The sequence below is a fragment of the Pseudoclavibacter sp. RFBJ3 genome (genome assembly GCF_002931375.1).
GTDB lineage: Bacteria > Actinomycetota > Actinomycetes > Actinomycetales > Microbacteriaceae > Pseudoclavibacter.
Map to the genome: position 1 here is coordinate 323883 of NZ_PSXZ01000015.1, position 21311 is coordinate 345193.

General features: G+C 69.1%; 22 protein-coding genes. 15 read left to right on the forward strand and 7 right to left on the reverse strand.

Annotated elements, in window-relative coordinates:
• Nucleotides 1-72: 72 nt before the first annotated feature.
• Entirely contained in the window at nt 73-1428 is a 1356-nt protein-coding gene (locus C5E07_RS15345; protein WP_104300397.1) for a glutamyl-tRNA reductase, read from the reverse strand.
• Nucleotides 1429-1571: 143 nt separating this feature from the next.
• Here C5E07_RS15345 and hemE point away from each other — a divergent pair, with 143 nt between their 5' ends.
• The 12 genes from hemE (at nt 1572) to C5E07_RS15405 (ending at nt 12551) form a co-directional block, all read left to right on the forward strand.
• The gene (gene hemE / locus C5E07_RS15350) at nt 1572-2705 is read left to right on the forward strand and encodes a uroporphyrinogen decarboxylase (protein ID WP_258063484.1); all 1134 of its coding nucleotides are present in this window, start codon (nt 1572-1574) and stop codon (nt 2703-2705) included.
• Nucleotides 2702-4171 carry an NAD(P)/FAD-dependent oxidoreductase gene (locus C5E07_RS15355; RefSeq protein WP_104300399.1) on the forward strand — a complete coding sequence of 490 codons (1470 nt, stop codon included), beginning with the start codon at nt 2702-2704 and terminating at the stop codon, nt 4169-4171. The genes hemE and C5E07_RS15355 overlap by 4 nt, the downstream gene beginning before the upstream one ends.
• 97 nt (nt 4172-4268) lie before the next feature.
• The gene (locus tag C5E07_RS15360) at nt 4269-4592 is read left to right on the forward strand and encodes a hypothetical protein (RefSeq protein ID WP_104244117.1); all 324 of its coding nucleotides are present in this window, start codon (nt 4269-4271) and stop codon (nt 4590-4592) included.
• Nucleotides 4593-4622: 30 nt separating this feature from the next.
• Nucleotides 4623-5084 carry a phage holin family protein gene (locus C5E07_RS15365; protein ID WP_104244119.1) on the forward strand — a complete coding sequence of 154 codons (462 nt, stop codon included), beginning with the start codon at nt 4623-4625 and terminating at the stop codon, nt 5082-5084.
• The gene (locus tag C5E07_RS15370; RefSeq protein WP_104244121.1) at nt 5077-5373 is read left to right on the forward strand and encodes a DUF3618 domain-containing protein; all 297 of its coding nucleotides are present in this window, start codon (nt 5077-5079) and stop codon (nt 5371-5373) included. The genes C5E07_RS15365 and C5E07_RS15370 overlap by 8 nt, the downstream gene beginning before the upstream one ends.
• Nucleotides 5374-5433: 60 nt before the next feature.
• Complete coding sequence (gene hemQ / locus C5E07_RS15375) at nt 5434-6246, forward strand: hydrogen peroxide-dependent heme synthase (protein WP_104244123.1); 813 nt, start codon at nt 5434-5436, stop codon at nt 6244-6246.
• 89 nt (nt 6247-6335) lie between these two features.
• Nucleotides 6336-7529, forward strand: a complete 1194-nt coding sequence (locus C5E07_RS15380; RefSeq protein WP_258063994.1) for a ferrochelatase — start codon at nt 6336-6338, stop codon at nt 7527-7529.
• Nucleotides 7526-8449, forward strand: a complete 924-nt coding sequence (gene hemC / locus C5E07_RS15385; RefSeq protein WP_258063983.1) for a hydroxymethylbilane synthase — start codon at nt 7526-7528, stop codon at nt 8447-8449. Before C5E07_RS15380 ends, hemC begins: the two co-directional genes overlap by 4 nt.
• A 33-nt stretch (nt 8450-8482) precedes the next feature.
• On the forward strand, nt 8483-9397 hold the full coding sequence (locus C5E07_RS15390) for a uroporphyrinogen-III synthase (RefSeq protein ID WP_104300403.1): 915 nt from the start codon (nt 8483-8485) through the stop codon (nt 9395-9397).
• A gap of 96 nt (nt 9398-9493) precedes the next feature.
• Nucleotides 9494-10519, forward strand: a complete 1026-nt coding sequence (gene hemB, locus C5E07_RS15395) for a porphobilinogen synthase (protein WP_104244131.1) — start codon at nt 9494-9496, stop codon at nt 10517-10519.
• Nucleotides 10516-11868, forward strand: a complete 1353-nt coding sequence (gene hemL / locus C5E07_RS15400; protein WP_104244133.1) for a glutamate-1-semialdehyde 2,1-aminomutase — start codon at nt 10516-10518, stop codon at nt 11866-11868. The genes hemB and hemL overlap by 4 nt, the downstream gene beginning before the upstream one ends.
• Before the next feature lie 47 nt (nt 11869-11915).
• On the forward strand, nt 11916-12551 hold the full coding sequence (locus C5E07_RS15405) for a DedA family protein (protein ID WP_104300405.1): 636 nt from the start codon (nt 11916-11918) through the stop codon (nt 12549-12551).
• Nucleotides 12552-12698: 147 nt separating this feature from the next.
• Here the strand turns inward: C5E07_RS15405 and C5E07_RS15410 are convergent, their stop codons facing one another.
• The gene (locus C5E07_RS15410; protein WP_104300407.1) at nt 12699-13358 is read right to left on the reverse strand and encodes an FMN-dependent NADH-azoreductase; all 660 of its coding nucleotides are present in this window, start codon (nt 13356-13358) and stop codon (nt 12699-12701) included.
• Between the two features lie 80 nt (nt 13359-13438).
• Between C5E07_RS15410 and C5E07_RS15415 the strand changes: the two genes are divergently transcribed.
• Nucleotides 13439-13786 carry a helix-turn-helix domain-containing protein gene (locus tag C5E07_RS15415; protein ID WP_104300409.1) on the forward strand — a complete coding sequence of 116 codons (348 nt, stop codon included), beginning with the start codon at nt 13439-13441 and terminating at the stop codon, nt 13784-13786.
• A 22-nt stretch (nt 13787-13808) separates the two neighbouring features.
• Here the strand turns inward: C5E07_RS15415 and C5E07_RS15420 are convergent, their stop codons facing one another.
• Nucleotides 13809-14828, reverse strand: coding sequence for an acryloyl-CoA reductase (locus tag C5E07_RS15420; RefSeq protein ID WP_104300411.1), 1020 nt, complete (start codon nt 14826-14828; stop codon nt 13809-13811).
• A gap of 109 nt (nt 14829-14937) precedes the next feature.
• On the opposite strand from C5E07_RS15420, the gene C5E07_RS15425 reads away from it, so the two are divergent.
• Nucleotides 14938-15414, forward strand: a complete 477-nt coding sequence (locus C5E07_RS15425) for a GNAT family N-acetyltransferase (protein ID WP_181058076.1) — start codon at nt 14938-14940, stop codon at nt 15412-15414.
• 110 nt (nt 15415-15524) lie between these two features.
• Nucleotides 15525-16877, forward strand: a complete 1353-nt coding sequence (locus tag C5E07_RS15430; protein ID WP_104244143.1) for an ABC transporter substrate-binding protein — start codon at nt 15525-15527, stop codon at nt 16875-16877.
• A 338-nt stretch (nt 16878-17215) separates the two neighbouring features.
• On the opposite strand, the gene C5E07_RS15440 is transcribed toward C5E07_RS15430, so the two are convergent.
• From C5E07_RS15440 to C5E07_RS15455, 4 genes are read right to left on the reverse strand one after another with little or no spacing between them, the layout of a single operon-like run.
• Nucleotides 17216-18022, reverse strand: a complete 807-nt coding sequence (locus C5E07_RS15440; RefSeq protein WP_104243553.1) for an ABC transporter ATP-binding protein — start codon at nt 18020-18022, stop codon at nt 17216-17218.
• The gene (locus C5E07_RS15445; RefSeq protein ID WP_181058078.1) at nt 18019-19038 is read right to left on the reverse strand and encodes an ABC transporter ATP-binding protein; all 1020 of its coding nucleotides are present in this window, start codon (nt 19036-19038) and stop codon (nt 18019-18021) included. Before C5E07_RS15445 ends, C5E07_RS15440 begins: the two co-directional genes overlap by 4 nt.
• Nucleotides 19031-20011, reverse strand: coding sequence for a branched-chain amino acid ABC transporter permease (locus C5E07_RS15450; protein ID WP_104300418.1), 981 nt, complete (start codon nt 20009-20011; stop codon nt 19031-19033). Before C5E07_RS15450 ends, C5E07_RS15445 begins: the two co-directional genes overlap by 8 nt.
• Before the next feature lie 10 nt (nt 20012-20021).
• On the reverse strand, nt 20022-21299 hold the full coding sequence (locus C5E07_RS15455) for a branched-chain amino acid ABC transporter permease (RefSeq protein ID WP_104243549.1): 1278 nt from the start codon (nt 21297-21299) through the stop codon (nt 20022-20024).
• Nucleotides 21300-21311: the final 12 nt, after the last annotated feature.

A 21311-nucleotide genomic window follows, 5' to 3' on the forward strand; every position in this document is an offset into this window, starting at 1 on the left:
CTGCCCCGTGTGCTCGAGGATTCGGGTGAGCCTGACCGCAGTGCCGCGCATTCGGCGTCGGGTGGCGGGCTGCTAGGAGGTGTGCACGGGGCACTCGAGCGCCCCGTCGTCTTCCGCCTGCGTGACGACGCGGGGGAGGGCGGTGGGCACGACGGATGCCGCCGCCGGGGCCGCCGGCTTCGTCGCGGGGGTCTCGCGCTCGACGGTGATGCCGAAGAGCAGCTCGATCGCGTCGAGGTACTCGTCGCCGCGACCAGCGCGGGCGAGTTCCTTCGCGCGCACCGACGGGCTGTGCAGGAGCGTGTTCGCGAGGCGACGCAGAGCAGCCTCGGCGACGCCCGATTCGTCCTTGTTCGCGACGCGCTCCGTCTCCGCGCGCGCGATGTCGGTGATGTGCGAGCGGAGCGCTGCGATGCCCTCCGCGACGCTCGTCTCAGCCTGCTGCTCGACGAACTCGCTGGCTGCGCGGGACACGATGCAGCGAGCCTCATCGGCGGCCCCGAGCTCCTCGAGGGGAGCGTGGATGCGGATGGTCTCGAGGTCGAGCACCGAGATGCCGTCGAGGCGGCCCACGGCCGGGTCGACGTTGCGCGGCATGCCGAGGTCGATGATGAGCGTGGCCTCGGCGCATCCGGGCGCGAGTCGCGCGCCGAGCATGAGGTCGTAGTCGATGACCACCGTGTCGGCGCTCGAGCAGGTGACGACGAGGTCGGCGTTCGAGAGGTGCTCTGGCAGGTTCTGGCCGTCGATGACGAAGACGCCGTCGCGCTCGGCGAACTTGTGGGCGCGACCCGAGGGGGAGTACACGCCGACGCGGGTCACGCCGCGGTCCTGCAGGGCCTTGAGCGAGGCTGCCGCGTACGAGCCGGTGCCGACGAGCACGACCTGCGCGGTGCTCCAGTCGGCGATCTGGGATGCGGCGAGCTCGAGCGAGAGGCGCACGAGCGATCGGCCAGCGCTCTGGAGCTTCGTGCCCGACTTGATGCCACGCGATGTGGTGGACGCCGACTGGAAGAGACGCTCGAGCTGCGAGGTCGACATGCCGGCCGCACGTGATTCCTCGAGCGCGCGGCGCACCTGACCGGAGATCTCGCCCTCGCCCACGACCACGGACTCGAGGCCGCTCGAGACGGCGAAGAGGTACTCGGGCACCTGCGTGTCGTGGATGACGGCCATGTTGGCGCGGAGCGTCTCGACGGAGACGTCGAGTGCCGTCGCGATGGTCGGCATGAGCTCGGGAGCGACCGGCTGAGCCGTGTCGATGTCGAGGTAGATCTCGAAGCGGTTGCAGGTGGCGAGCACAATGGCTCCGTCGACGCCTGGGGCGTCGCGGAGCGCGGACTCAAGTCCGCCATCTTCGCGGGCCGCGAGCTTTTCAAGGACTGGGAAGCTCGCGGTGCGGTGATTGGCACTCAGACACAGCAACACGATTACTTATTGTAGAAGTTCTCCGCGTTTCCGCTTCTGAGCCATACCTTCCCTTAAACCTCTTGCGGTCCGCCAGAGCCGGGAATCCGTCGTCGGATGCCCGCTGTACGGCCCCGTCCGGGCGCCGGGTGGAGAATGGGCGGGTGACCGAAACAGCTCCTGCACCCCTGCCGCTCAGCGACTCGCATCCACTCTCCTCCGGCCTCACCGCCGATGCTCCGCTCATCCGCGCGGCACGCGGGGACCGGCCTGAGACGCTCCCGGTGTGGTTCATGCGACAGGCTGGCCGTTCGCTGCCCGAGTACCGCGAGCTGCGCAAGGGCATCGAGATGCTCGACTCCTGCCTGCGCCCGGAGCTCGCCGCGGAGATCACGCTGCAGCCCGTGCGCCGTCACGGCGTCGACGCGGCGGTCTTCTTCAGCGACATCGTGGTTCCGCTCAAGCTCATCGGCGAGGCCGTCGATATCGTTCCAGGCACAGGCCCGGTCTTCGACAACCCGGTGCGCTCCTCGCAGGAGGCACACGAGTTCGCCGCGCGCATCAGGGCCCGCATCAGCCCGGAGCTCTTCGCTCCCATCACCGAGGCCGTCTCGCTGACGGTGGCGGAGCTCGGCTCCACGCCGCTCATCGGCTTCGCCGGGGCGCCGTTCACGGTCGCCGCGTACGTCGTCGAGGGCGGTCCCTCGAAGGACCACCTCCGCACGCGCACGCTCATGCAGGCCGACCCCGAGGCGTGGGCCGACCTCTCCGGCGCGATCGCGGAGCTCTCGGCCGCGTTCCTGGAGGCGCAGGTGCGCGCGGGAGCGAGCATCGTGCAGCTCTTCGACTCGTGGGCTGGCTCGCTCAGTCGCGATCGCTACCAGAAGTCGATCGCCGCCTCGAGCGGCCTGGCGCTCGAGCGGGTACGGGCCCTGCGCACGCCGGGTGGCGAGCGGGTCCGCACGATCCACTTCGGCGTGGGCACTGCCGAGCTGCTGCCGGACATGCACGCGATCGGGGCCGACGTCATGGGGGTCGATGACCGCATCACGCTCGACGAGGCCTCGCGGCGCCTCGGCGGCGGAGTGCCGCTGCAGGGCAACGTCGACCCTGCTGTGCTCGGAGCGGGCGCCGCGGTGCTGCAGGAGCACGTGCGAGATGTCGTTCGCCGGGGGAACTCGGCGCCCGCGCACATCCTCAACCTCGGCCACGGCGTCCCGCCGTCCGCCGATCCAGCGGTGCTGACCGGCCTCGTGGAGTTCGCCCACTCGCTGCCGGACGGCGGTCGGGTCGAGTGAACCGATCGTCCCTCGGCCAGTCGACGCCCGACCTCGTCGTCGTCGGCGGGGGCATCGCGGGCATGCTCGCCGCCAGACGGGCAGCGGGCCGCGGTGCCAGCGTGGTGGTCGTCGAGGCGGGAGATCGGCTCGGCGGGATGATCTGCCGCGCAGACCTGGGCGGGCTGCCGATCGACATCGGTGCGGAGGCGTTCGCCACGCGCGGTGGCGCGTTCGCGGCCCTGCTGCACGAGCTCGGGATGCACGATGACATCGTCGAGCCACGAGCACTGGGGTCCTGGGTCGTGACCGATGCGACTGCTGCTCCGATGCCGGCTGGGGGGATGCTCGGCATACCCGGGGAGGCGGCTCTGCGTGATGTGGAGTCCCGCGCCGCGGTGCACGCCGCGATCGGCGATGAGGGCATCGCGGAGCTCGAACGCGACCGGACGCTCGACCCGCGTGTCGGCGCCGACGCCTCCGACCTCGAATCGCTGGTGCTCGCGCGCATGGGGCCGGCGGTGCTCGGCCGGCTCGTCGCGCCGGTCACGCGGGGCGTGTACTCGCTCGACCCGGCGGAGCTCGACCACCGAGTGCTCATCCCCGGTCTCGCCGAGCGCGTCCACGAGCACGGCTCCCTGTCGGCCGCCGTCGCGGCGCTCAGGAAGAGCGCGCCCCCTGGCGCCGCAGTTCGCACCGTCGAGGGAGGCATGCATCGCGTGGTGGCGCGGCTCGAGCACGAGCTCGCCGAGCTCGGCGTCGATGTCCGGCTCTCCACTCGCGTCGCCTCAGTGCTCGAAGACGGCTCCGCCCTCGAGCAGGCCTGGCGCGTCGAGCTCGAGGGCGCTGGGTCGCTCTTCGCGAAGCGCATCCTGTCGACCGTCGCCGTGCCGCGCTCCGTCTCCGCCCGCGGTGACGACTCCGAGGGGCCATCCGGCGAGGCGGTTGCGATCGGCGGCGCTGCCGCAGTCCCCGCCGAGGTCGTCGCGCTGCTCGTGCGAGCCCCGCAGCTCGACGCTCACCCGCGAGGCACTGGCGTGCTCGTCGGCGACCCGAGTACGACCATCCGGGCGAAGGCCCTGACTCACGTCACCGCGAAATGGGCCTGGCAGGAGGCGGCAGCCGACGGGATGCACGTGCTCCGGCTCTCCTACGGTCCACACGCTCGCGGGGGCAGCGAGCCGCTCACGCATTCGCTCAGCGACGACGAGACGACCGAGCTCGCGCGCGGCGATGCCGGGCGCCTGCTCGGCACGACCATCGAGCGCGAGGACGTCATCGCGATGGCCAGGCACGTCTGGCGCATCCCGGCCCCGGCCGCGCGCATCGGACGATCCACAGAGCTCCGGGGTGCGCGGGACGAGGCGCGGCGGACGGCTGGGGTCGCGCTCGCCGGCACCTGGATCGACGGAACGGGGCTCGCGAGCGTCATCCCAGGGGTGCTGCGCGCCGTGGATGAGCTCTTCCCCGAGGATGCACAGGCTTAGCGCGAGTTGAGATGCCTCGCGGGGCTAGGCTTGCTCCGTGGCTTGATCGCGCCCGATTGACCGATCGCTGGCGTACCGGCGAACGATAGGAGTTTTCATGAAGAAGTTCGTGTTTGTGCTTGGCCTCGGTGCCGGGTACGTCCTTGGTGCTCGCGCGGGGCGCAAGCGCTACGAGCAGATCTCCTCCGTCGCGCAGACGGTGTGGGACACGAAGCTCGTCCGCTCCAAGCGCGCTGAGGTCGACGAGTTCTCCCGCAAGCTGGCTCCGAAGGTCGCCGACGCGGCCGTCAGCGGTGCGAAGCTCGTGACGGCCCAGGTCACGAAGGCGGTCAAGGACAACGGCAAGAAGAGCTCGTCCGGCAAGTCGAACCCGCCTGCTCCCTCCGGAACCGTCGGCAACCCGAGCAGCGACGCGTCCTAACCAGCACTCCCAGCAGAGAGCGACACACCCATGTCTGAGTCGTCAGAAAAGACGCCGATCCGCGGGCCCTTCCCCGGCATCGGCCGCACGAGGGCCAACCCGAAGTCACGGTCGAGCCTCGGCACGCTCGTGACCGACGTCCCCAAGCTCCTCACGAAGCTCGTGCGCGACGAGGTCGAGCAGGGCAAGCGAGAGCTCATCTCGACCGGCACGAAGTACGGCATCGCGGTCGGTCTCTTCGCCGCCGCGGCGTTCTTCGCGCTCACGCTGTGGGCTGTGCTCGTGACCGCCGCCGTCCTCGGACTCAACACGGTGTTCGCGCCGTGGCTCTCCGCGCTCATCGTGGCAGGCGCGTTCCTGCTGTTGGTCATCGTGCTCGGCCTCGCCGGCTACCTCGCGCTGAAGCGCGCGGGCAAGCTCGCGCCGGAGCGCACGATCGCCAGCGTCAAGCAGGATGTCAACGCAGTGAAGGGGCTCGGACAGTATGAGTGAGCAGAACGGCGAGGCGACCCTCGCGAAGAAGGAAGACAAGCGCAACGACGGCCAGCTGAAGGCCGACATCGAGCGCACCCGACGTGAGCTCGCGGCGACGCTCGACGCGATCGAGGTGAAGGTCGACCCGCGCATCCGCGGCCGCGAACTCCTCGAATCAACGCGTCACAGCATCCAGCGCCTGAAGGAAGACAATCCGCTCCTGCTCGCGGGCATCGCAACTGGTGCCGCGGTCGTCGTGGCCGGTGGCGTGACCGCCGCCGTTGCCCTGTACCGCCGCTCCCGCTGAGCTCGTGGTCGGCTGTGCGCCGCACCCCAAACACTCCTCGACATTTCGTAGAATAGGACCATGACCCACTCGAATGAGGTCCCGGCTTTCGCCGCCGAGCCCAACGCAACGTCCGCAGTCCCCGCAGAGCACGCATCGGCTGCTCAGCAGGGCGCCCCAGAGGCCCACCATGGCGCTGAGGAGCAGGGGGGAGGCGCGACGCTCACCGAGTACACGATGATCTCGGTCTTCCGACGAGAGACGCTCAACGAGCTCGTCCTGTCCGGGCGCGACGCCATCAAGGCCGTCGACGAACTCGACGGCATCGTCGCGGAGCTGGCGGAGAACGGCGTCAAGGTGCGCGGCTTCTACGACGTCTCCGGGTTCCGGCACGACGGCGAGCTCATGGTCTGGCTGCACGGTGAAGTGCCCGAGAGCCTGCAGTGGGGCCTGCGCCAGATCCGCCGAAGCGAGCTCATCGCGCCGCTCACGCCGTCCTGGCAGATCGTCGGGGTGCATCGCGCCGCCGAGTTCAGCGCGCGCCACATGCCGGCGTACATGCTCGGCAAGGAGCCGCGCCAGTGGGTCACCGTCTACCCGTTCGTGCGCTCCTACGAGTGGTACCTGCTGCCAGAGGACGAGCGTCGTCAGATGCTCGCCGAGCACGGCCGAGCCGGATCGGCGTACACGTCGACGCTCACCAACACCGTCGCATCCTTCGGTATCAGCGACTACGAGTGGCTCCTCGCGCTCGAGGACGACAACCTCCTCAACCTGGTCGACATGATGCGTGACCTGCGACAGACCGACGCTCGGCGCCACGTGCGCGAGGAGGTGCCGTTCTACACGGGTCGCTTCCTGCAGACCTCCGAGATCGTCGAGGTGCTGCAGTGACCGACGTCGCCGCACAGCAGACCGGTTCGAAGCCGCAGGGCCGCAAGCCCGGCCCGGCGACCTTCACCCGCGTCGAGGTCAATGCTGCCGTGAGCGCCGCCTCCGACGCCGCCAAGTTCGGCCCCGAGCACACGACCGAGCCGGTCGCCTACGACGGCATCCTGCTCGCTTCCTTCGGTGGCCCGGAAGGACAGGACGAGGTCATCCCGTTCCTGCGCAACGTCACGGCAGGCCGTGGCATCCCCGACGAACGGCTCGAGGAGGTGGCCCACCACTACCGGCACTACGGCGGCGTGAGCCCCATCAACGAGCAGAACCGTCAGCTGAAGGCCTCCATCGAGCGGGAGCTCGAGCGGCGCGGCATCGACCTGCCCGTCTTCTGGGGCAACCGCAACTCCGAGCCGTACTTCAACGACGTGCTGCTCGACGCCCGCGAAGCGGGCTGCTCGACGCTCATCGCAGTCGCCACGAGCGCCTACTCGTCGTTCTCCAGCTGCCGTCAGTACCGCGAGGACTTCGCTGATGCGCTCGAGGACACGGGGCTCGGCGGGCAGCTCACGATCGACAAGGTGCGCGCCTTCTTCGACCACCCTGGCTTCATCGCCCCCTTCATCGAGGGTGTTCGCGACGCCGTGCTCAGCCTCGCTCGGGAAGACGCCGAACTCGACCTGGCCACCGAGGTCGAGGTGCTCTTCACGACGCACTCGGTGCCGATGGCGGACGCCGCGAACTCGGGCCCTCCTGGCGCGGGCTTCGGTGAGAGCGGCGCATACGCCGCCCAGCATCTCGCCGTCGCGGAAGTCGTGGCCCTCGCGGCCCTGCAGGAGCTCGCGGAGGACACGACCATCTCAGGCCGAGTGCCAGAGCAGCTCTCCTGGCAGCTCGTCTACCAGTCGCGCTCCGGCCCGCCCTCGCAGCCGTGGCTCGAGCCCGACATCAACGACGTCATCGCCGAGCTCCCCTCGAAGGGCGCCCAGGCGGTCGTCGTCGTGCCGATCGGCTTCGTCTCCGACCACATGGAGGTGCTCTGGGACCTCGACAACGAGGCGAAGGACTCGGCAGCGGATGCGGGACTCGCGTTCCGCCGCACCCCGACCCCCGGCATCCACGCCAAGTACGTCGAAGGGCTCGTCGACCTCGTCCTGGAGCGCCGCGACGCGCTCCCCGTCGAAGAGCGTCCTGCGATGACCTCGATCGGACCGTGGTTCGACGTGTGCCGCCCAGGGTGCTGCGCGAACAAGCGACTGGGCTTCAAGCCGGCGGTCTCCGGACTGCTGCCGTGACCCTGCGGATCGGCACGCGAGGCAGCGCGCTCGCGGTCGCGCAGACGTCGACGATGGCTCGGGCGCTCGAGCGCATCACGGGCGAGCAGACCGAGCTGGTGCGAGTGACGACCCATGGCGACGTGACGCGCGCCGCACTGTCGTCGCTCGGCGGCACCGGTGTGTTCGCGAGCGAGCTGCGGGATGCGCTGCTCGCGGGGGAGTGCGACCTCGTCGTGCATTCGCTCAAGGATCTCCCGACCGCGAAGGCTCCCGGCCTCACGGTGGCCGCGTACCCCGTGCGGGAAGATGCGCGTGACGCGCTCTGCTCGCTCGGCGGAGCCTCCGGACTCTCCCTCGCGGAGCTTCCGCACGGCGCGAAGGTCGGCACCGGTTCGCCACGGCGCGTGGCGCAGCTCCTGACGCTGCGGCCCGACCTCGAGATCCGCGATATCCGCGGCAACGTCGAGCGTCGTCTCCGCTTCGTCACGGACGGCGAGCTCGACGCCGTCGTGCTCGCTGCTGCCGGGCTTGAGCGGCTCGGCTTCGCGGATGCCATCACCGAGCGCTTCGACCTCGCCGACTTCCCCAACGCTCCCGGTCAGGGCTGCTTGGCCATCGAGGTGCGCGACGACGACGCACCAGCGGGCGTCGCCGAACTCGACGACCGAGAAGCGCGTGCGGCGGTGCTCGTCGAACGCGGCATTCTCGCGACGCTCGAAGCCGGATGCGCGGCTCCCGTCGGCGCTGCAGCCCGGTACGCCGACGGAAAACTCGAGGCGTGGGCTACCGTGTATGCAGTAGACGGATCTTCGCGGGTCTCCAGTAGGCGTGCCGTGGAGGTCTCCGACCCCGGCGCATTCGATGCCGCCCAGGCAGAACTGGTCTCGCTCATCTCGACGGACCTCTTCGATCAGGGTGCTGTCGCGCTGATGGCCTGAACGGAGGGTCCGGACGTGAACGGAGGAACCACGATGGATGCACCGCTGAAGGGCTGGAAGATCCTCGTACCCCGTGGAGGCGTCTGGGGTGGCGACGTCGCGGAGGCCGTTCGCGCCCGTTCGGCGTTCCCCATCACGGCCCCGCTCATCAACTTCGCGAGCCCGAACGAGGACGACTCCCGGGTGCTGAGCGACAAGATCCGCCTGCTCGAGAGCGGGCACTACAACTGGATCGCGGTCACGAGCGCCACGGCTGCCGATGTCATGCACTCGCTCGGCGTGAAGGTGCCGGACCACACGCTCATCGCGGCGGTCGGCGAGACGACCGCGGCCTCGCTGACGACGGCCGGGTACCGGGTGGACTTCGTTCCCACGCACGACAACTCCGCCAAGGGGCTGCTCCTGGAGTGGGCCGAGGCGGCTCGCCGCCAGCCGCCCATCTCGGTGCTGTGGCTGCGATCGGAGGTCGCTCGACCGACGCTCGCGGAAGGGCTCGCCAGGCGCGGGCACCTCGTCGACTCGGTCGTCGCGTACCGCACGGTGGGTGTGCCGGCGGCGGAGAGCATCCAGTACGACATCCGCAACAGCCGGATCCGAGCGATCCTCGTGACGAGCGGCTCCGTGGCGGAGCAGGTGCACAAGCAGTTCTCGCCGATCCCTGATGAGATCTCCATCGCCGCGATCGGCCCCCGCACCGCGAAGGACGCCAGGCAGCTGGGTCTCCGCGTCGATGTCGTCGCCAAGCAGCGCTCGGTCGCATCGCTGCTCGACGGCCTCGAGTGGCTTGCGAGCGGCAGCGACATGCCGGTGACCGAGGCCATCGATCTGAAGGCGCTCCGCGCGTTCGAGGCGAGCGAGCTGCAGGCCGAGCACGACAGTCGACCGGTGCCGAAGGAAGACATCCCGGCCCTCGACGAGGGACGCGGTCAAGCCCCCAATGACCGCTGAGTTCGCCGCCTGCTGGGCGGATCGGACCCACACGCCGACAAGCCGGGCCGCGTCCGCGACCGCCGGCGCAGAACTCCTGAGGAAGGACACGATCGCATGATCTCCCCGAGCCGCAGGCCTCGTCGCCTGCGCCAGAGCGACGCCGTGCGCCGCCAGGTCCGCGAGGTGCGCGTGCACCCGAACGACCTCATCCTGCCGCTGTTCGTCCGTGAGGGCGTGAGCGAGCCGATCGCGATCTCGTCGATGCCCGGCGTGCAGCAGCACTCGCTCGACTCGCTGCGCCGCGCGGTCGAGGAGGCGGCGACGCTCGGAGTCGGCGGGGTGATGCTCTTCGGCGTGCCGGAGACTCGCGACGCCGTGGGCTCGGGCGCGACCGATCCGAACGGCATCCTCAACGTCGCGGCCCGCAAGCTCGCGGAGGAATTCGGCGAGGACATCGTCGTGCAGACCGACCTCTGCCTCGACGAGTTCACCGACCACGGCCACTGCGGCGTGCTGGATGCGGCCGGTCGTGTCGACAACGACGCGACGCTCGAGCGGTACGACGCGATGGCGATCGCCCAAGCCGACTCCGGTGCTGCGATGCTCGGGATGTCGGGGATGATGGACGGCCAGGTCGCGAGTGCGAGGGCCGCCCTCGACGCAGCCGGGCACACCGACGTCGCGATCGTCGCCTACTCCGCGAAGTACGCGTCGGCGTTCTACGGCCCGTTCCGGGAGGCTGTGGACTCGCAGCTCCAGGGAGACCGTCGCACCTACCAGCTCGACCCGGCCAACCGCCGCGAGGGCATGCGGGAGGCGCTCATCGACATCGATGAGGGCGCCGACGTCGTCATGGTGAAGCCGGCTGGCTCGTACCTCGACGTGCTCGCCGATGTCGCCGCGGAATCGATCGTTCCCGTGTGGGCCTACCAGGTCAGCGGCGAGTACGCCATGATCGAGGCCGCCGCGGCGAATGGCTGGATCGACCGCGATCGCGCGATCGCGGAGTCCATCACGTCGATTCGACGCGCTGGCGCCGATGCCGTGCTGACCTACTACGCGAGTGAGCTCGCGCGCACCCTGGCGTCGCAGTCGGGCACGCCAGTGTCGGCGGCCCATGGCAGAGTGGATGCACGATGAACCACGACGTCTCCGCCTCGCTCTTCGCCCGCTCGCTCGAGGTCACGCCCGGGGGTGTGAACTCGCCGGTCCGCGCGTACGGCTCGGTTGGGGGCACGCCTCCCTTCGCTGCCTCCGCGACGGGTCCGTACCTGACCGACGTCGACGGCAACGAGTACGTCGACCTCGTCAGTGGGTGGGGCCCCATGTTGCTCGGGCACGCGCATCCCGCCGTCGTCGAGGCAGTCCAAGACGCGGCGGCTCGCGGACTCTCGTTCGGAGCCCCCACCCCCGCTGAGACGCAGCTCGCGGAGCTCGTCGTCGATCGCATCGCCCCCATCGAGCAGGTGCGCCTCGTCTCCACGGGAACCGAGGCGACCATGACGGCCCTGCGGCTCGCACGCGGCTACACGGGCCGCGACCTCATCGTGAAGTTCGCGGGCTGCTATCACGGACACTCCGACGGCCTCCTCGCGGCCGCGGGCTCGGGCCTCGCCACGCTCGCGCTCCCGGGCTCTGCCGGTGTGCCGGAAGCCATCACCTCGCAGACCATCGTCGTCCCGTTCAACGACCTCGACGCCGTGCGCGCCGCGTTCGCCGAGCATCCCGGCGAGATCGCCGCTGTCATCACCGAGGCGTCACCCGCGAACATGGGCGTCGTCCCTCCCGAGCCTGGCTTCAATCGCGAGCTCGCCCAGCTGTGCTCGTCCGAGGGTGCCCTGCTCGTCTGCGACGAGGTGCTCACCGGGTTCCGCACCGGGCCAGCAGGTTGGTGGGGCGAGGAGCAGAAGACCGAGTCCTCGAGCGGATGGCAGGCCGACCTGTACACGTTCGGCAAGGTCATCGGCGGCGGCATGCCCGTCGCGGCCCTGGGCGGTCCGCGCGAGATCATGAGCCACCTCGCCCCGCAGGGCCCCGTCTACCAGGCTGGCACGCTCTCGGGGAACCCCGTCGCGGTCGCCGCAGGCATCGCGACGCTCTCGCACGCCGACGACGCCGTCTACGCTCGCGTCGACGCGGCTGCCGAGCGCATCCGCACCGCGACCTCCGAGGCGCTCACCGCCGCGGGCGTCGCCCACTCGGTGCAGAACGTCGGCAACCTCTTCAGCTTCACCTTCGGCGATGGCGCGGCGCTCGGCTGGACCGGAACCGGCGGCGGGCCGCGGAACGAGGACGAGGTCAAGCGCCAGGAGGCCTGGCGCTACCCGCCGTTCTTCGCCGCGATGCTCGACGCCGGTGTCAACCTGCCGCCGAGCGTCTTCGAGGCCTGGTTCGTCTCGGCTGCCCACGACGATGCGGCCATCGACCGCGTTCTCGCGGCGCTCCCCGCAGCAGCCCGGGCCGCGGCCAACGCCTCGGCACCCGAGTAGGGCCGCGTTGGAACGCCGAGCCGTCGACGAAAGGGCCTAGAAGCCACGTGGAGGAACTCACCAACTGGGTGCTCGACCTGAGGGGCTCCGGCTGGAGCTTCGCGGTCGTGGCGCTCGTGCTGCTCGTCGGCGGCGTCGTCACCTTCCTGCCGAGTCAATCGCTGGTCGTGGCGATCTCCGCCCTCACCGCCGGAGATCAGGGGTGGACGGCCCTCATCAACCTCTTCGGACTCTTCGCGTTCTGCGTCGTCGGCATGGTGCTCGGCGACATCGGCACGTACTGGCTCGCCAGGGGCGTCGGGTTCGGCAAGTGGAGCTGGATGAACGGGCGCCGGCTCACCGCCGTGCGCACGCGAGTCGGCGATCAGCTGAAGACCCGTCCGAAGTGGGTCATGGTCACCGTGCGGCTGCTGCCGCTTGGGCGCATCGCGACGGTGCTCGCCGCATCCGACGCCCGGATGCCGATGCCCACCTTCCTTCCGCTTTCCGTGCTCGCGAGTGCCGTGTGGGTTGGCTACGCGGTGGTGATCGGCGCCGTGTTCGGCTCGTTCAGCACGGACAACCCGCTGCTCATGATGGTGCTCGCCGTGGTCACGGCCATTGCTCTTGGCCTTCTCGCGCAGGTGGTCAACGGCTGGCTCGAGAAGCTCACCGACCGCCGGAAGGCCGACGTCGCAAGCTAGGTGGACCCCCCCCGACCCCGGAGTCCGAGAGTCTGCGGGATGCAGAACGCGCTTCGCTGAGAGGCGTTTCCCTCAAGGACGCGAGTTCCGTATCCCGAGACTGCCCGGCTGTCGACGGTCGGAGCGGTGGAGCTGGGCTCCGCCTGCCTACGCGGCGTCGGTCTTGCCGCGGAGCTCGGCGAGCTCGCGGCCGGACTCCACCGCCTTCGTCTCGGCTTCGGACTTGAGGTCGGCGGCGAGGTCGGCGAACTGGTCGAGTGCCGGGTTGACGCCCACGAGCGTGAAGGGACGCTGCACGACGCGGAGGTCGAGGCCCCAGGCGTCCTGGAGCAGACGGGTGAGGTACGGCGTGGAGTGGTCCCAGCCTTCCTTCGGGGTGCCCTCGTCGTAGTTGCCACCGAGGACGGTCGCGAGGGTTGCGGGCTTCCCGGCGAGCGTCGTGCTTCCAGCGTTGGTGCGCGGGTCGGTGTAGGCGAGGTCGAACCAGAGCTTGAAGTGCTGCGAGATGCCGTAGTTGTAGAGCGGCACGGTGAAGAGCAGGGCGTCGGCCGCGATGATCTCGTCGGCCAGCTGCGCTGCCAGGGCGACAGCGGCGCGCTGCTCCTCGGTGCGGTCGTCCTCGGGCGTGAAGCCAGCGTAGACGGCGTTCTGCCAGGCGTCGGCGGGGATGGGCGACTCGATGAGGTTGCGGCGTGTGACGACCGAGTCGGGGTGTGCCTGGGTCCACTCGGCCTCGACGAGGTCGCCGAGCGCGCGGCTGGCGGAGGTGGCGGGGAGCAGGCTGGCATCGATACGGAGAAGGGACATGCGGGGCTCCTTGAAATTTCACAGAGTCGCTATGAAAACCAGAGCGACTCTGTGCAGATTAGCACGGGTACACTGGCGGCATGGCAGAGAAAGCGCAGGAGCACGGCGCCGCGGAATGCGACGGCGCCATCTCGCTCGCCTTCACGCTGCTGGGCAAGCGCTGGAACGGCATGATCATCGATGTGCTCGGCTCGCAGCCCCTCACCTTCGTCGCCCTGCGCCGCGCGGTGACGGGCATCAGCGACGCGGTCCTCTCCGACCGCCTGACCGAGCTCGCCGGGGCCGGACTCGTCGCGCGCACCGTCAACGACGGCCCGCCGATCTCGGTCAGCTACGAGCTCACGACGGCAGGTCAGCGCCTCATCCCGGTGCTCAAGCAGCTCGGCACGTGGGCATCGGAGAACCTCGAGCACGCCCCGCTGGCCTGAGCCACCGCCGGTCGCCGTCGAATCAGGCGTCGCCCCGCACGCGCACGACCGTTCGCCCGCGCACCGTCCCATCGAGGATGGGCTGCGCGACCTCGATCGCCTCCTCGAGGGCGACGACCTCGGTCATCGACTCGAGCAGTTCGCTGTCGAGCTCGAGGAGCCTGTTCCAGGCCTCGGCCCGCACCTCCAGGCTCTGCACGACCGAGTTGATGCCGCGCAGCGTCACGCCGCGCAGGATGAACGGCAGGACCGTCGTCGGCAGGTCGGTACCCTGCGCCAGCCCGCACGCCGTCACCAGCCCTTCTCGTCTCGTCTGCGCGATCACGTTCGCGAGGGTCGTCGAGCCGACCGCGTCGATGGCCCCGGCCCAGCGCTCCGTCTGCAGCCCCTTGCCCGGCGCATCGGAGAGCATGTGCCGGTCGATGATCTCGGCCGCGCCGAGGCGGCGCAGGTAGTCACCCTCCTCGTCACCGCGGCCAGTGGATGCGACGACCCGGTAGCCGAGTCCCGCCAGCAGGGCGATCGCCACGCTGCCGACGCCACCCGCCGCACCCGTCACGAGCACATCGCCGTCGCCGGGCGCGACCTGCTTCTCGAGCGCCAGCACCGACAGCATCGCCGTGTACCCGGCAGTGCCGATGGCGGCCCCCTGCAAGAGGGACATCTCCTCGGGTAGGTGGATGAGCGACTCGTCGTCGACGAGGCACAGCTCGGCGAGGCCGCCGTGCCTGCTCTCGCCGAGCCCCGCACCGTTCAGCACGACGCGGTCGCCTGGCACGAAGTTCGGCGTGCGCGACTCCCGAACGACGCCGACGACGTCGATGCCCGGGACGAGCACATCCGCTCGACTCACGCCGGGCCTGCCGGCGAGCAGCAGGGCGTCCTTGTAGTTGAGGCTCGAGTAGGCCACGTCGACGAGCACCTGGCCGCGATGGAGGCGGCCGTCGCCGAACAGCTCGTCGCCGAGCTCATCGAACGCGACGTCGATGCGAGGCTTCCCCGCGTCGTCGGTGGACTTCGTCGTCAGGTATCCGCGAACCATGGCGCCATCGTAGGGGGCGCGGATCAGAGCTCCCCAGCATCCGCTGCACGGAGCCGACCGCATGCCGCTCGCTGCTCTGCTGCTCTGCCGCTCTGCAAGACTGGCTGGCATGATCACGGTCCGCACCTTCACCGAACTCAGTGCCGCCGAGCTCTGGGGCATCCTGCACCTGCGCTCGAGCATCTTCGTCGTCGAGCAGGACTGCGTGTACCTCGACCCGGACACGGCCGACTTCGCCGACGGCACCCTGCATGCGTTCATCGGCGACGACCCCCTCTGCCCGCACAGCTACGCGAGACTCCTCCCCATCGGCTGGCCGGACGAGCACCTGCCGACGCACCTGTCACGCCCCATCGGCAGGGTCGTGACGGCCGAGAGCTCCCGCGGCCTCGGATACTCGGCTCAGATCATCCGCCACCTCGTCGAGATCGCCGAGAGTGAAGGCCTCTCGACCTCCCTCAACGGGCAGGCCCACCTCGAATCCTGGTACGCGAGATTCGGGTTCGAACGATGCGGTGAGAACTTCATGGAGGACGACATTCCCCACGTGCCGATGGTGAAATACACATCGAGCCCTGACTCATGATTTACTCGCTCGTAACAAGCATGAATCAGTTAGTCGCAGTGCCGCGGCTAGCTTGAGATCCGGGCGCCGCTGCGCGGCGCTCGCTCTCTGCTTACGTATAAAGGAGCACCATGAGTAACTTTGCCAAGTCGTCTCCCTCCAGGAAGTTGCGCATCACCACAGGAATCGCCGCCATGAGCGTCGGCGTCTTCATGCTGGCTGCGTGCTCGTCGACGACCGAAGGTGGCAGTCCAGATGCGGAGGGCGATGCTGCCGCTGCCGTCTGTGGGCCCGACACGGCTGCATCCGTAGCCGACGTCACGCCCGTCGACGCACCGACCGCTCAGGAGCGCTCCGAGGCGCTCAAGATCGGCTCGCTGCTTCCGCAGACTGGAACCCTCGCCTTCCTCGGCCCGCCCGAGATCGCGGGTGTCGACCTCGCAGTCGCCGAGATCAACGCCTCGCCGTCCGGTGTGCTCGGCGGGAACATCACCGTCGTCCACCGTGACTCGGGCGACACGTCGACCGACATCGCGACGCAGTCGGTCACCGACCTGCTGAGCCAGAACGTGTCCGCCATCGTCGGCGCGGCATCCTCGGGCGTCTCGATGACGGTCATCGACCAGATCACCGGCGCAGGCGTCGTGCAGATCTCGCCGGCGAACACCTCGGCCGAGTTCTCCACCTACGCCGACAACGGCTTCTACTTCCGCACGGCCCCCTCGGACATCCTCCAGGGACGCGTCAACGGAAACACGATCGTCAACGACGGCAACGCATCCGTCGGCATCATCTACCTGAATGACGCCTACGGCTCGGGCCTCTCCGAGAGCATCACCACAGCAGTCGAGGCTGCTGGCGGCGAGGTCGTCGCGTCTGAAGCCTTCAACGAGGGCGACAGCCAGTTCTCCGCACAGATCGACGCCGTCACGGCCGCCGACCCCGACGCGATCGCGCTCGTCGCGTTCGACCAGACGGCGACCATCGTTCCGCAGCTCATCGGCACCAAGGGCTTCCCCGCCGACAAGCTCTACATGGTCGACGGCAACATGGCCGACTACTCCGCTGACTTCGAAGAGGGCACGCTGAACTGCGCCAAGGGCACCATCCCCGGTGTCGTCGCCTCCGACGACTTCCGCGCCCAGCTGCTCGGTATCGACCCGGACCTGAAGGACTTCACGTACGGCGCTGAGTCGTACGACGCGGTCATCCTGGCAGCACTCGCCGCACAGGCCGGCGGTGCCGCTGACCCGGCGACGATCAAGGACAACATGCAGAAGGTCTCCGTAGAGGGTGAGAAGTGCACCACCTACGCCGACTGCGTCGCGCTCCTCGAAGCTGGAACCGACATCGACTACGACGGCGTCTCCGGACCGATCTCGTTCGACGAGAACGGCGACCCGTCAGAGGCAACGATCGGCATCTACCAGTACGGCAACGGCAACACCTACTCCAACATCGGAGAAGAGGCTGGCCAGCTCTAAGCTGACCCGCTGAGCGAAGGGCCCGGGATGCACGCATCCCGGGCCCTTTCGCGTGCCCTGGCGGGGCTGGGCTTGGCCCTATCGCATGCCCGAGCCGAGCATCCGCCCCCCGCTGCCGTCCTCTCCCTCCCCCCCCTGGGGGAGGGGGCCCTTCTGCAGAACCTGGGCGTGGGGAGGCCCCCCGCTGCCCGCGCATCGCTGCCCGCGAAGGCAACCAACACTGCCCGGCGTTTCGCCCTCTGCGCAGTCTGGCAGGGGGCGAAACGCCGGGCAGTGATCGGCTTCGGCTTCGCGGGGGACCGGGCCGGGGGCCGGGGCGGCTGGGTGGATGCTCGCGGCTAGTGGGCCGCGTCGCCGTCCTTCGCCTGTTCGTCGGCCGCGAGGGTGCCGAGGTAGAGGGCGATGACCTTCGGGTCGTTGAGCAGCTCGCGTCCGGTGCCCGTGTACGCGTCCTTGCCCTGGTCGAGCACGTAGGCGCGGTCGCAGATCTGCAGGCAGCGGCGCGCGTTCTGCTCGACCATGATGACGGAGACGCCGGCACGGTTGATCTGGCGCACACGCAGGAACGTCTCGTCCTGACGGACCGGGGAGAGGCCTGCCGACGGCTCGTCGAGGAGCAGCACCGACGGGTCCATCATGAGGGCCCGCGCCATGGCGACCATCTGCCGCTCACCGCCGGAGAGCGAGCTCGCGCGCTGCTTGCGGCGCTTCCCGAGCTCGGGGAAGAGGTCGGCGACGAACTCGAACCGCTCGTTGAAGACCTTGGGCCGCAGGAAGAGCCCCATCTCGAGGTTCTCCTCGATCGTGAGCGACGGGAAGACGTTGTTGTTCTGCGGCACGAGCCCGACGCCCTTGGCGACGAGCTTGTCGGCGCGCAGGCCCGTGATGTCCTCGCCCTTCAGCATGACGCTGCCGCCGCGGATCTTGATCTGCCCGAAGATGGCCTTGAGCACCGTCGACTTGCCGGCGCCATTGGGCCCGATGATGCCGATGAGCTCGCCGGGGTAGGCGTCGATCGAGCATCCGTTGAGGATGTTCACGCCGGGCAGGTAGCCGCCGACGAGGTCGATCGTCGACAGCACAGCGTCGCTTCTGGGGGTCGTCGCTGTCGCAGAACCGGATGCGTTTGGCGTCGTCTCGCTCATTTGCTGTCACTCTCCGTCGTCTCGGTCCCGGGCTTCGTCTCGGCGATCTCCTCGGCGATCGTGGTCGTCCCGAGCACTTCGGCCTCGTACTCGGCCGCCGCTTCGACGCCCTGTTCCTCGGCGATGCGCTCGACTTCCAGCTCCTGGATGTCGAGGTCGCCGAGGTCCTGGTCGTGGTGCGCGCCGAGGTAGGCGTCGATCACGGCCTGGTCCTTCATGACCGTCTCAGGCGGGCCCTCCGCGACGATCTGGCCTTCGGCCATGACGACGACCCAGTCGGAGATGTTCGTGACCATGTGCATGTCGTGCTCGACGAACAGCACCGTGGTGCCGTCGTTCTTGAGCTCCTTGACGTGGCCGAGGAGTGACTGCACGAGGGCCGGGTTGACGCCGGCCATGGGCTCGTCGAGCATGATGAGCTTCGGGCTGCTCATGAGGGCGCGGGCCATCTCGAGGAGCTTGCGCTGTCCGCCGGAGAGGGACGCCGCGTAGTCCTCGCGCTTCGCGTCGAGCTTGAAGCGGGCGAGGAGCTCGTCGGCCTTCTCGGTGATCTCCTTCTCGCGGTCGCGCCACAGCGGCTTGAACAGCGCGCGCAGCATGCCCTCGCCGCCCTGCTGGTCGGCGCCGAGGAGCATGTTGTCGAGCACCGTCATGCGTCCGAGGGACTTCGTGAGCTGGAAGGTGCGGACCATGCCGGAGCGGGCCACCTTGAAGGCGGGCACGTTGGCAAGGGAGGTGCCGTCGAACGACCACGTGCCCGTGTTGGGCTTGTCGAAGCCCGTCAGCAGGTTGAACATGGTGGTCTTGCCGGCGCCGTTGGGGCCGATGAGCGCCGTGATCTTGCCGCGCGGGATCTCGAGGTGCTGCACATCCACGGCCGTGTTGCCGCCGAACTGGCGGGTAACGCCGTCGGCGATGACGATCGGGTCGACCTTCTTGCAGCCGGGGCCGACCTTGCCGTCGACGAACTCGTGGGTGGGGAGGATGCCCGTTGGGGGGCTCGTCTGCTCAGGCACTGAAGCTCAGCTCCTTCTTGTTTCCGAAGATGCCCTGGGGTCTGAAGACCACCAGCAGCATGAGCGCGATTCCGACGATGATGAAGCGCAGCTGGCCCGCCTGCGTCGTCGAGAGGAAGGTGATCGCGCCCGATTCGATCGCGCCGTACAGGATGCCCTGCGTGAGCGAGAGCACGACCCAGAAGATCATCGCTCCCACGATGGGCCCGAAGATCGTCGCGGCTCCTCCGAGCAGCATGATCGTCCAGATGAAGAACGTGAGACCCGTCGTGTAGTTCGCGGGTTGCACGGCTCTCGGCAGGATGAAGATGATGCCGGCGAGGGAGCCGAGGAGGCCACCCGTGATGAGGGCCTGCATCTTGTAGGCGAAGACGTTCTTGCCGAGGCTGCGCACGGCGTCCTCGTCTTCGCGGATGCCGCGGACGACGCGACCCCACGGGCTGCGCATGAGCGCCCACACGAGGAGGGTCGCGAGGATGACGAGGCCCCAGCCGACGATGCGGGTCCACCAGTCGTAGGCGTTGTAGGTGAAGGGACCGAAGCCGTAGGTGCCGTCGGGGATCGGGTTGATGGCCGCGAAGGTGCCCTTGAAGCCGTTCAGGCCGTTGGCCGCGCCCGTCACGGGGGTGAGGCCGGTCGTCGTCACGATGTACCGCAGGATCTCGGCGGAGGCGATCGTGACGATGGCCAGGTAGTCGGCGCGCAGCCGTAGCGTCGGGACGCCGAGGATGAACGAGAAGACGATCGAGACGACGATGACGCACAGCACGGCGGCCCAGATGGGCCAGCCGAGGCTGATCGTCGGGATCGCGAACGCGTACGCGCCGAGCAGCATGTACGCGGCCTGGCCGAAGTTGAGGAGGCCGGTGTAGCCGAAGTGGATGCCGAGGCCGATCGCGGCGAGCGCGTAGGCAGCGGTGGTGGGGCTGAGGAGCTCGCCGATGGCGTTGCTCAGGATGTTTGACCAGTCCATGGTTCGTCTCCTAGCCGACTCGCTCGCGGCGGCCGAGAATGCCCTGGGGCCTGACGAGCAGGACCAGGATGAGGATGAGGAGCGCCGCCGCGTACTTGAGGTCGGCGGGGATGAAGAGGGTCGAGAGCTCGACGAAGATGCCGACGACGAGCGAGCCGACGAGGGCGCCGTAGGCGGAGCCGAGGCCACCGAGGGTGACGGCGGCGAACATCAGTAGGAGCACCTGGAAGCCCATGTCCCATGAGGATTGGCGGTAGAGGGCGAGCATGACGCCGGCGAGGGCGGCGAGGCCACCTGCCGTGGTCCACACGATGCGGATGATGCGGTCGACGTTGATGCCGGATGCGCTTGCGAGCGACGGGTTGTCGGACACGGCTCGTGTGGCCTTGCCGACGCGGGTGCGCGTCAGGAACAGGGCCACGAGGAGGAGCGTGACGATCGAGATGCCCATGCTGAGGAGCGAGCCCGTCGTGATGCGCACGGGGCCGAACTCCACGGCTCCGCTGAGGCCCACCGAGCTCATCGGGAGGATCGCCCCGCCGAAGAAGAACTGGTAGAGGTAGCGGAGTGCGAGGCCGAGGCCGATGCTCACGATCATCGCCGGGACGAGGCGCACGCCGCGCTTGCGGAGCGGCTTCCAGAGGGTCGCATCCTGGAGCCAGCCGAAGGCGGCGCCGAGGATCACGACGACGATGATGGCGACGAAGATGTTGAGCCCCATGACGACGGCGAAGAGCCAGGCCATGAGTCCGCCGAAGGTGACGAGCTCGCCGTGGGAGAAGTTGTTCAGCCCGGTGGTGCCGAAGATGAGGGTGATGCCGATCGCGCCGAGCGCGATGAGGAGGCCGAAGTTGAGGCCGGCGACGAGGCGCTCGATGAGCTGCGAGCCGAAGTTGCTGCTCTGCCTCGTGTCCTCTCCGAGTGCGAAGAGGCGTCCGACGTTGGTCGTCGACCATTCGTCCTCGGTGACCTCTGCGGTGGCGCCGTCCTCGTTCCGCAGGTCGATGCCGTCTGGCAGGGTCTCCGTGTCGAGCGTGACCGTGTAGTTGCCTGGGCCTGGGACGGGCACGCGCCAGCGGCCGTCTTCACCCGACTCCACCGTCTCGGAGTAGCCGTCGCCGTCGACGGTGAGCGAGACGCCCGCGACGGGTTCTCCCTCGTAGTTGAGGATGCCGCTGATCGAGTACGGCGACTCCTCATCGACGGGGTCGGCTGCCGCGTTCGCGGGGCCGGCCATCGCGAAGACGCCGAGGAACGCGAAGAGCGACATCGCAAGTGCTGCGAGCATTCGGTGGGTTCG

Excerpts from the sequence above, each read along its gene's own strand:
- C5E07_RS15360 (WP_104244117.1), top strand. The coding sequence starts at position 4,269 with ATGAAGAAGTTCGTGTTTGTGCTTGGCCTCGGTGCCGGGTACGTCCTT.
- C5E07_RS15365 (WP_104244119.1), top strand. The coding sequence starts at position 4,623 with ATGTCTGAGTCGTCAGAAAAGACGCCGATCCGCGGGCCCTTCCCCGGC.
- C5E07_RS15370 (WP_104244121.1), top strand. The coding sequence starts at position 5,077 with ATGAGTGAGCAGAACGGCGAGGCGACCCTCGCGAAGAAGGAAGACAAG.
- hemQ (WP_104244123.1), top strand. The coding sequence starts at position 5,434 with ATGACCCACTCGAATGAGGTCCCGGCTTTCGCCGCCGAGCCCAACGCA.
- C5E07_RS15390 (WP_104300403.1), top strand. The coding sequence starts at position 8,483 with ATGGATGCACCGCTGAAGGGCTGGAAGATCCTCGTACCCCGTGGAGGC.
- hemB (WP_104244131.1), top strand. The coding sequence starts at position 9,494 with ATGATCTCCCCGAGCCGCAGGCCTCGTCGCCTGCGCCAGAGCGACGCC.
- hemL (WP_104244133.1), top strand. The coding sequence starts at position 10,516 with ATGAACCACGACGTCTCCGCCTCGCTCTTCGCCCGCTCGCTCGAGGTC.
- C5E07_RS15410 (WP_104300407.1), bottom strand. The coding sequence starts at position 13,358 with ATGTCCCTTCTCCGTATCGATGCCAGCCTGCTCCCCGCCACCTCCGCC.
- C5E07_RS15415 (WP_104300409.1), top strand. The coding sequence starts at position 13,439 with ATGGCAGAGAAAGCGCAGGAGCACGGCGCCGCGGAATGCGACGGCGCC.
- C5E07_RS15420 (WP_104300411.1), bottom strand. The coding sequence starts at position 14,828 with ATGGTTCGCGGATACCTGACGACGAAGTCCACCGACGACGCGGGGAAG.
- C5E07_RS15425 (WP_181058076.1), top strand. The coding sequence starts at position 14,938 with ATGATCACGGTCCGCACCTTCACCGAACTCAGTGCCGCCGAGCTCTGG.
- C5E07_RS15430 (WP_104244143.1), top strand. The coding sequence starts at position 15,525 with ATGAGTAACTTTGCCAAGTCGTCTCCCTCCAGGAAGTTGCGCATCACC.
- C5E07_RS15440 (WP_104243553.1), bottom strand. The coding sequence starts at position 18,022 with ATGAGCGAGACGACGCCAAACGCATCCGGTTCTGCGACAGCGACGACC.
- C5E07_RS15450 (WP_104300418.1), bottom strand. The coding sequence starts at position 20,011 with ATGGACTGGTCAAACATCCTGAGCAACGCCATCGGCGAGCTCCTCAGC.
- C5E07_RS15455 (WP_104243549.1), bottom strand. The coding sequence starts at position 21,299 with ATGCTCGCAGCACTTGCGATGTCGCTCTTCGCGTTCCTCGGCGTCTTC.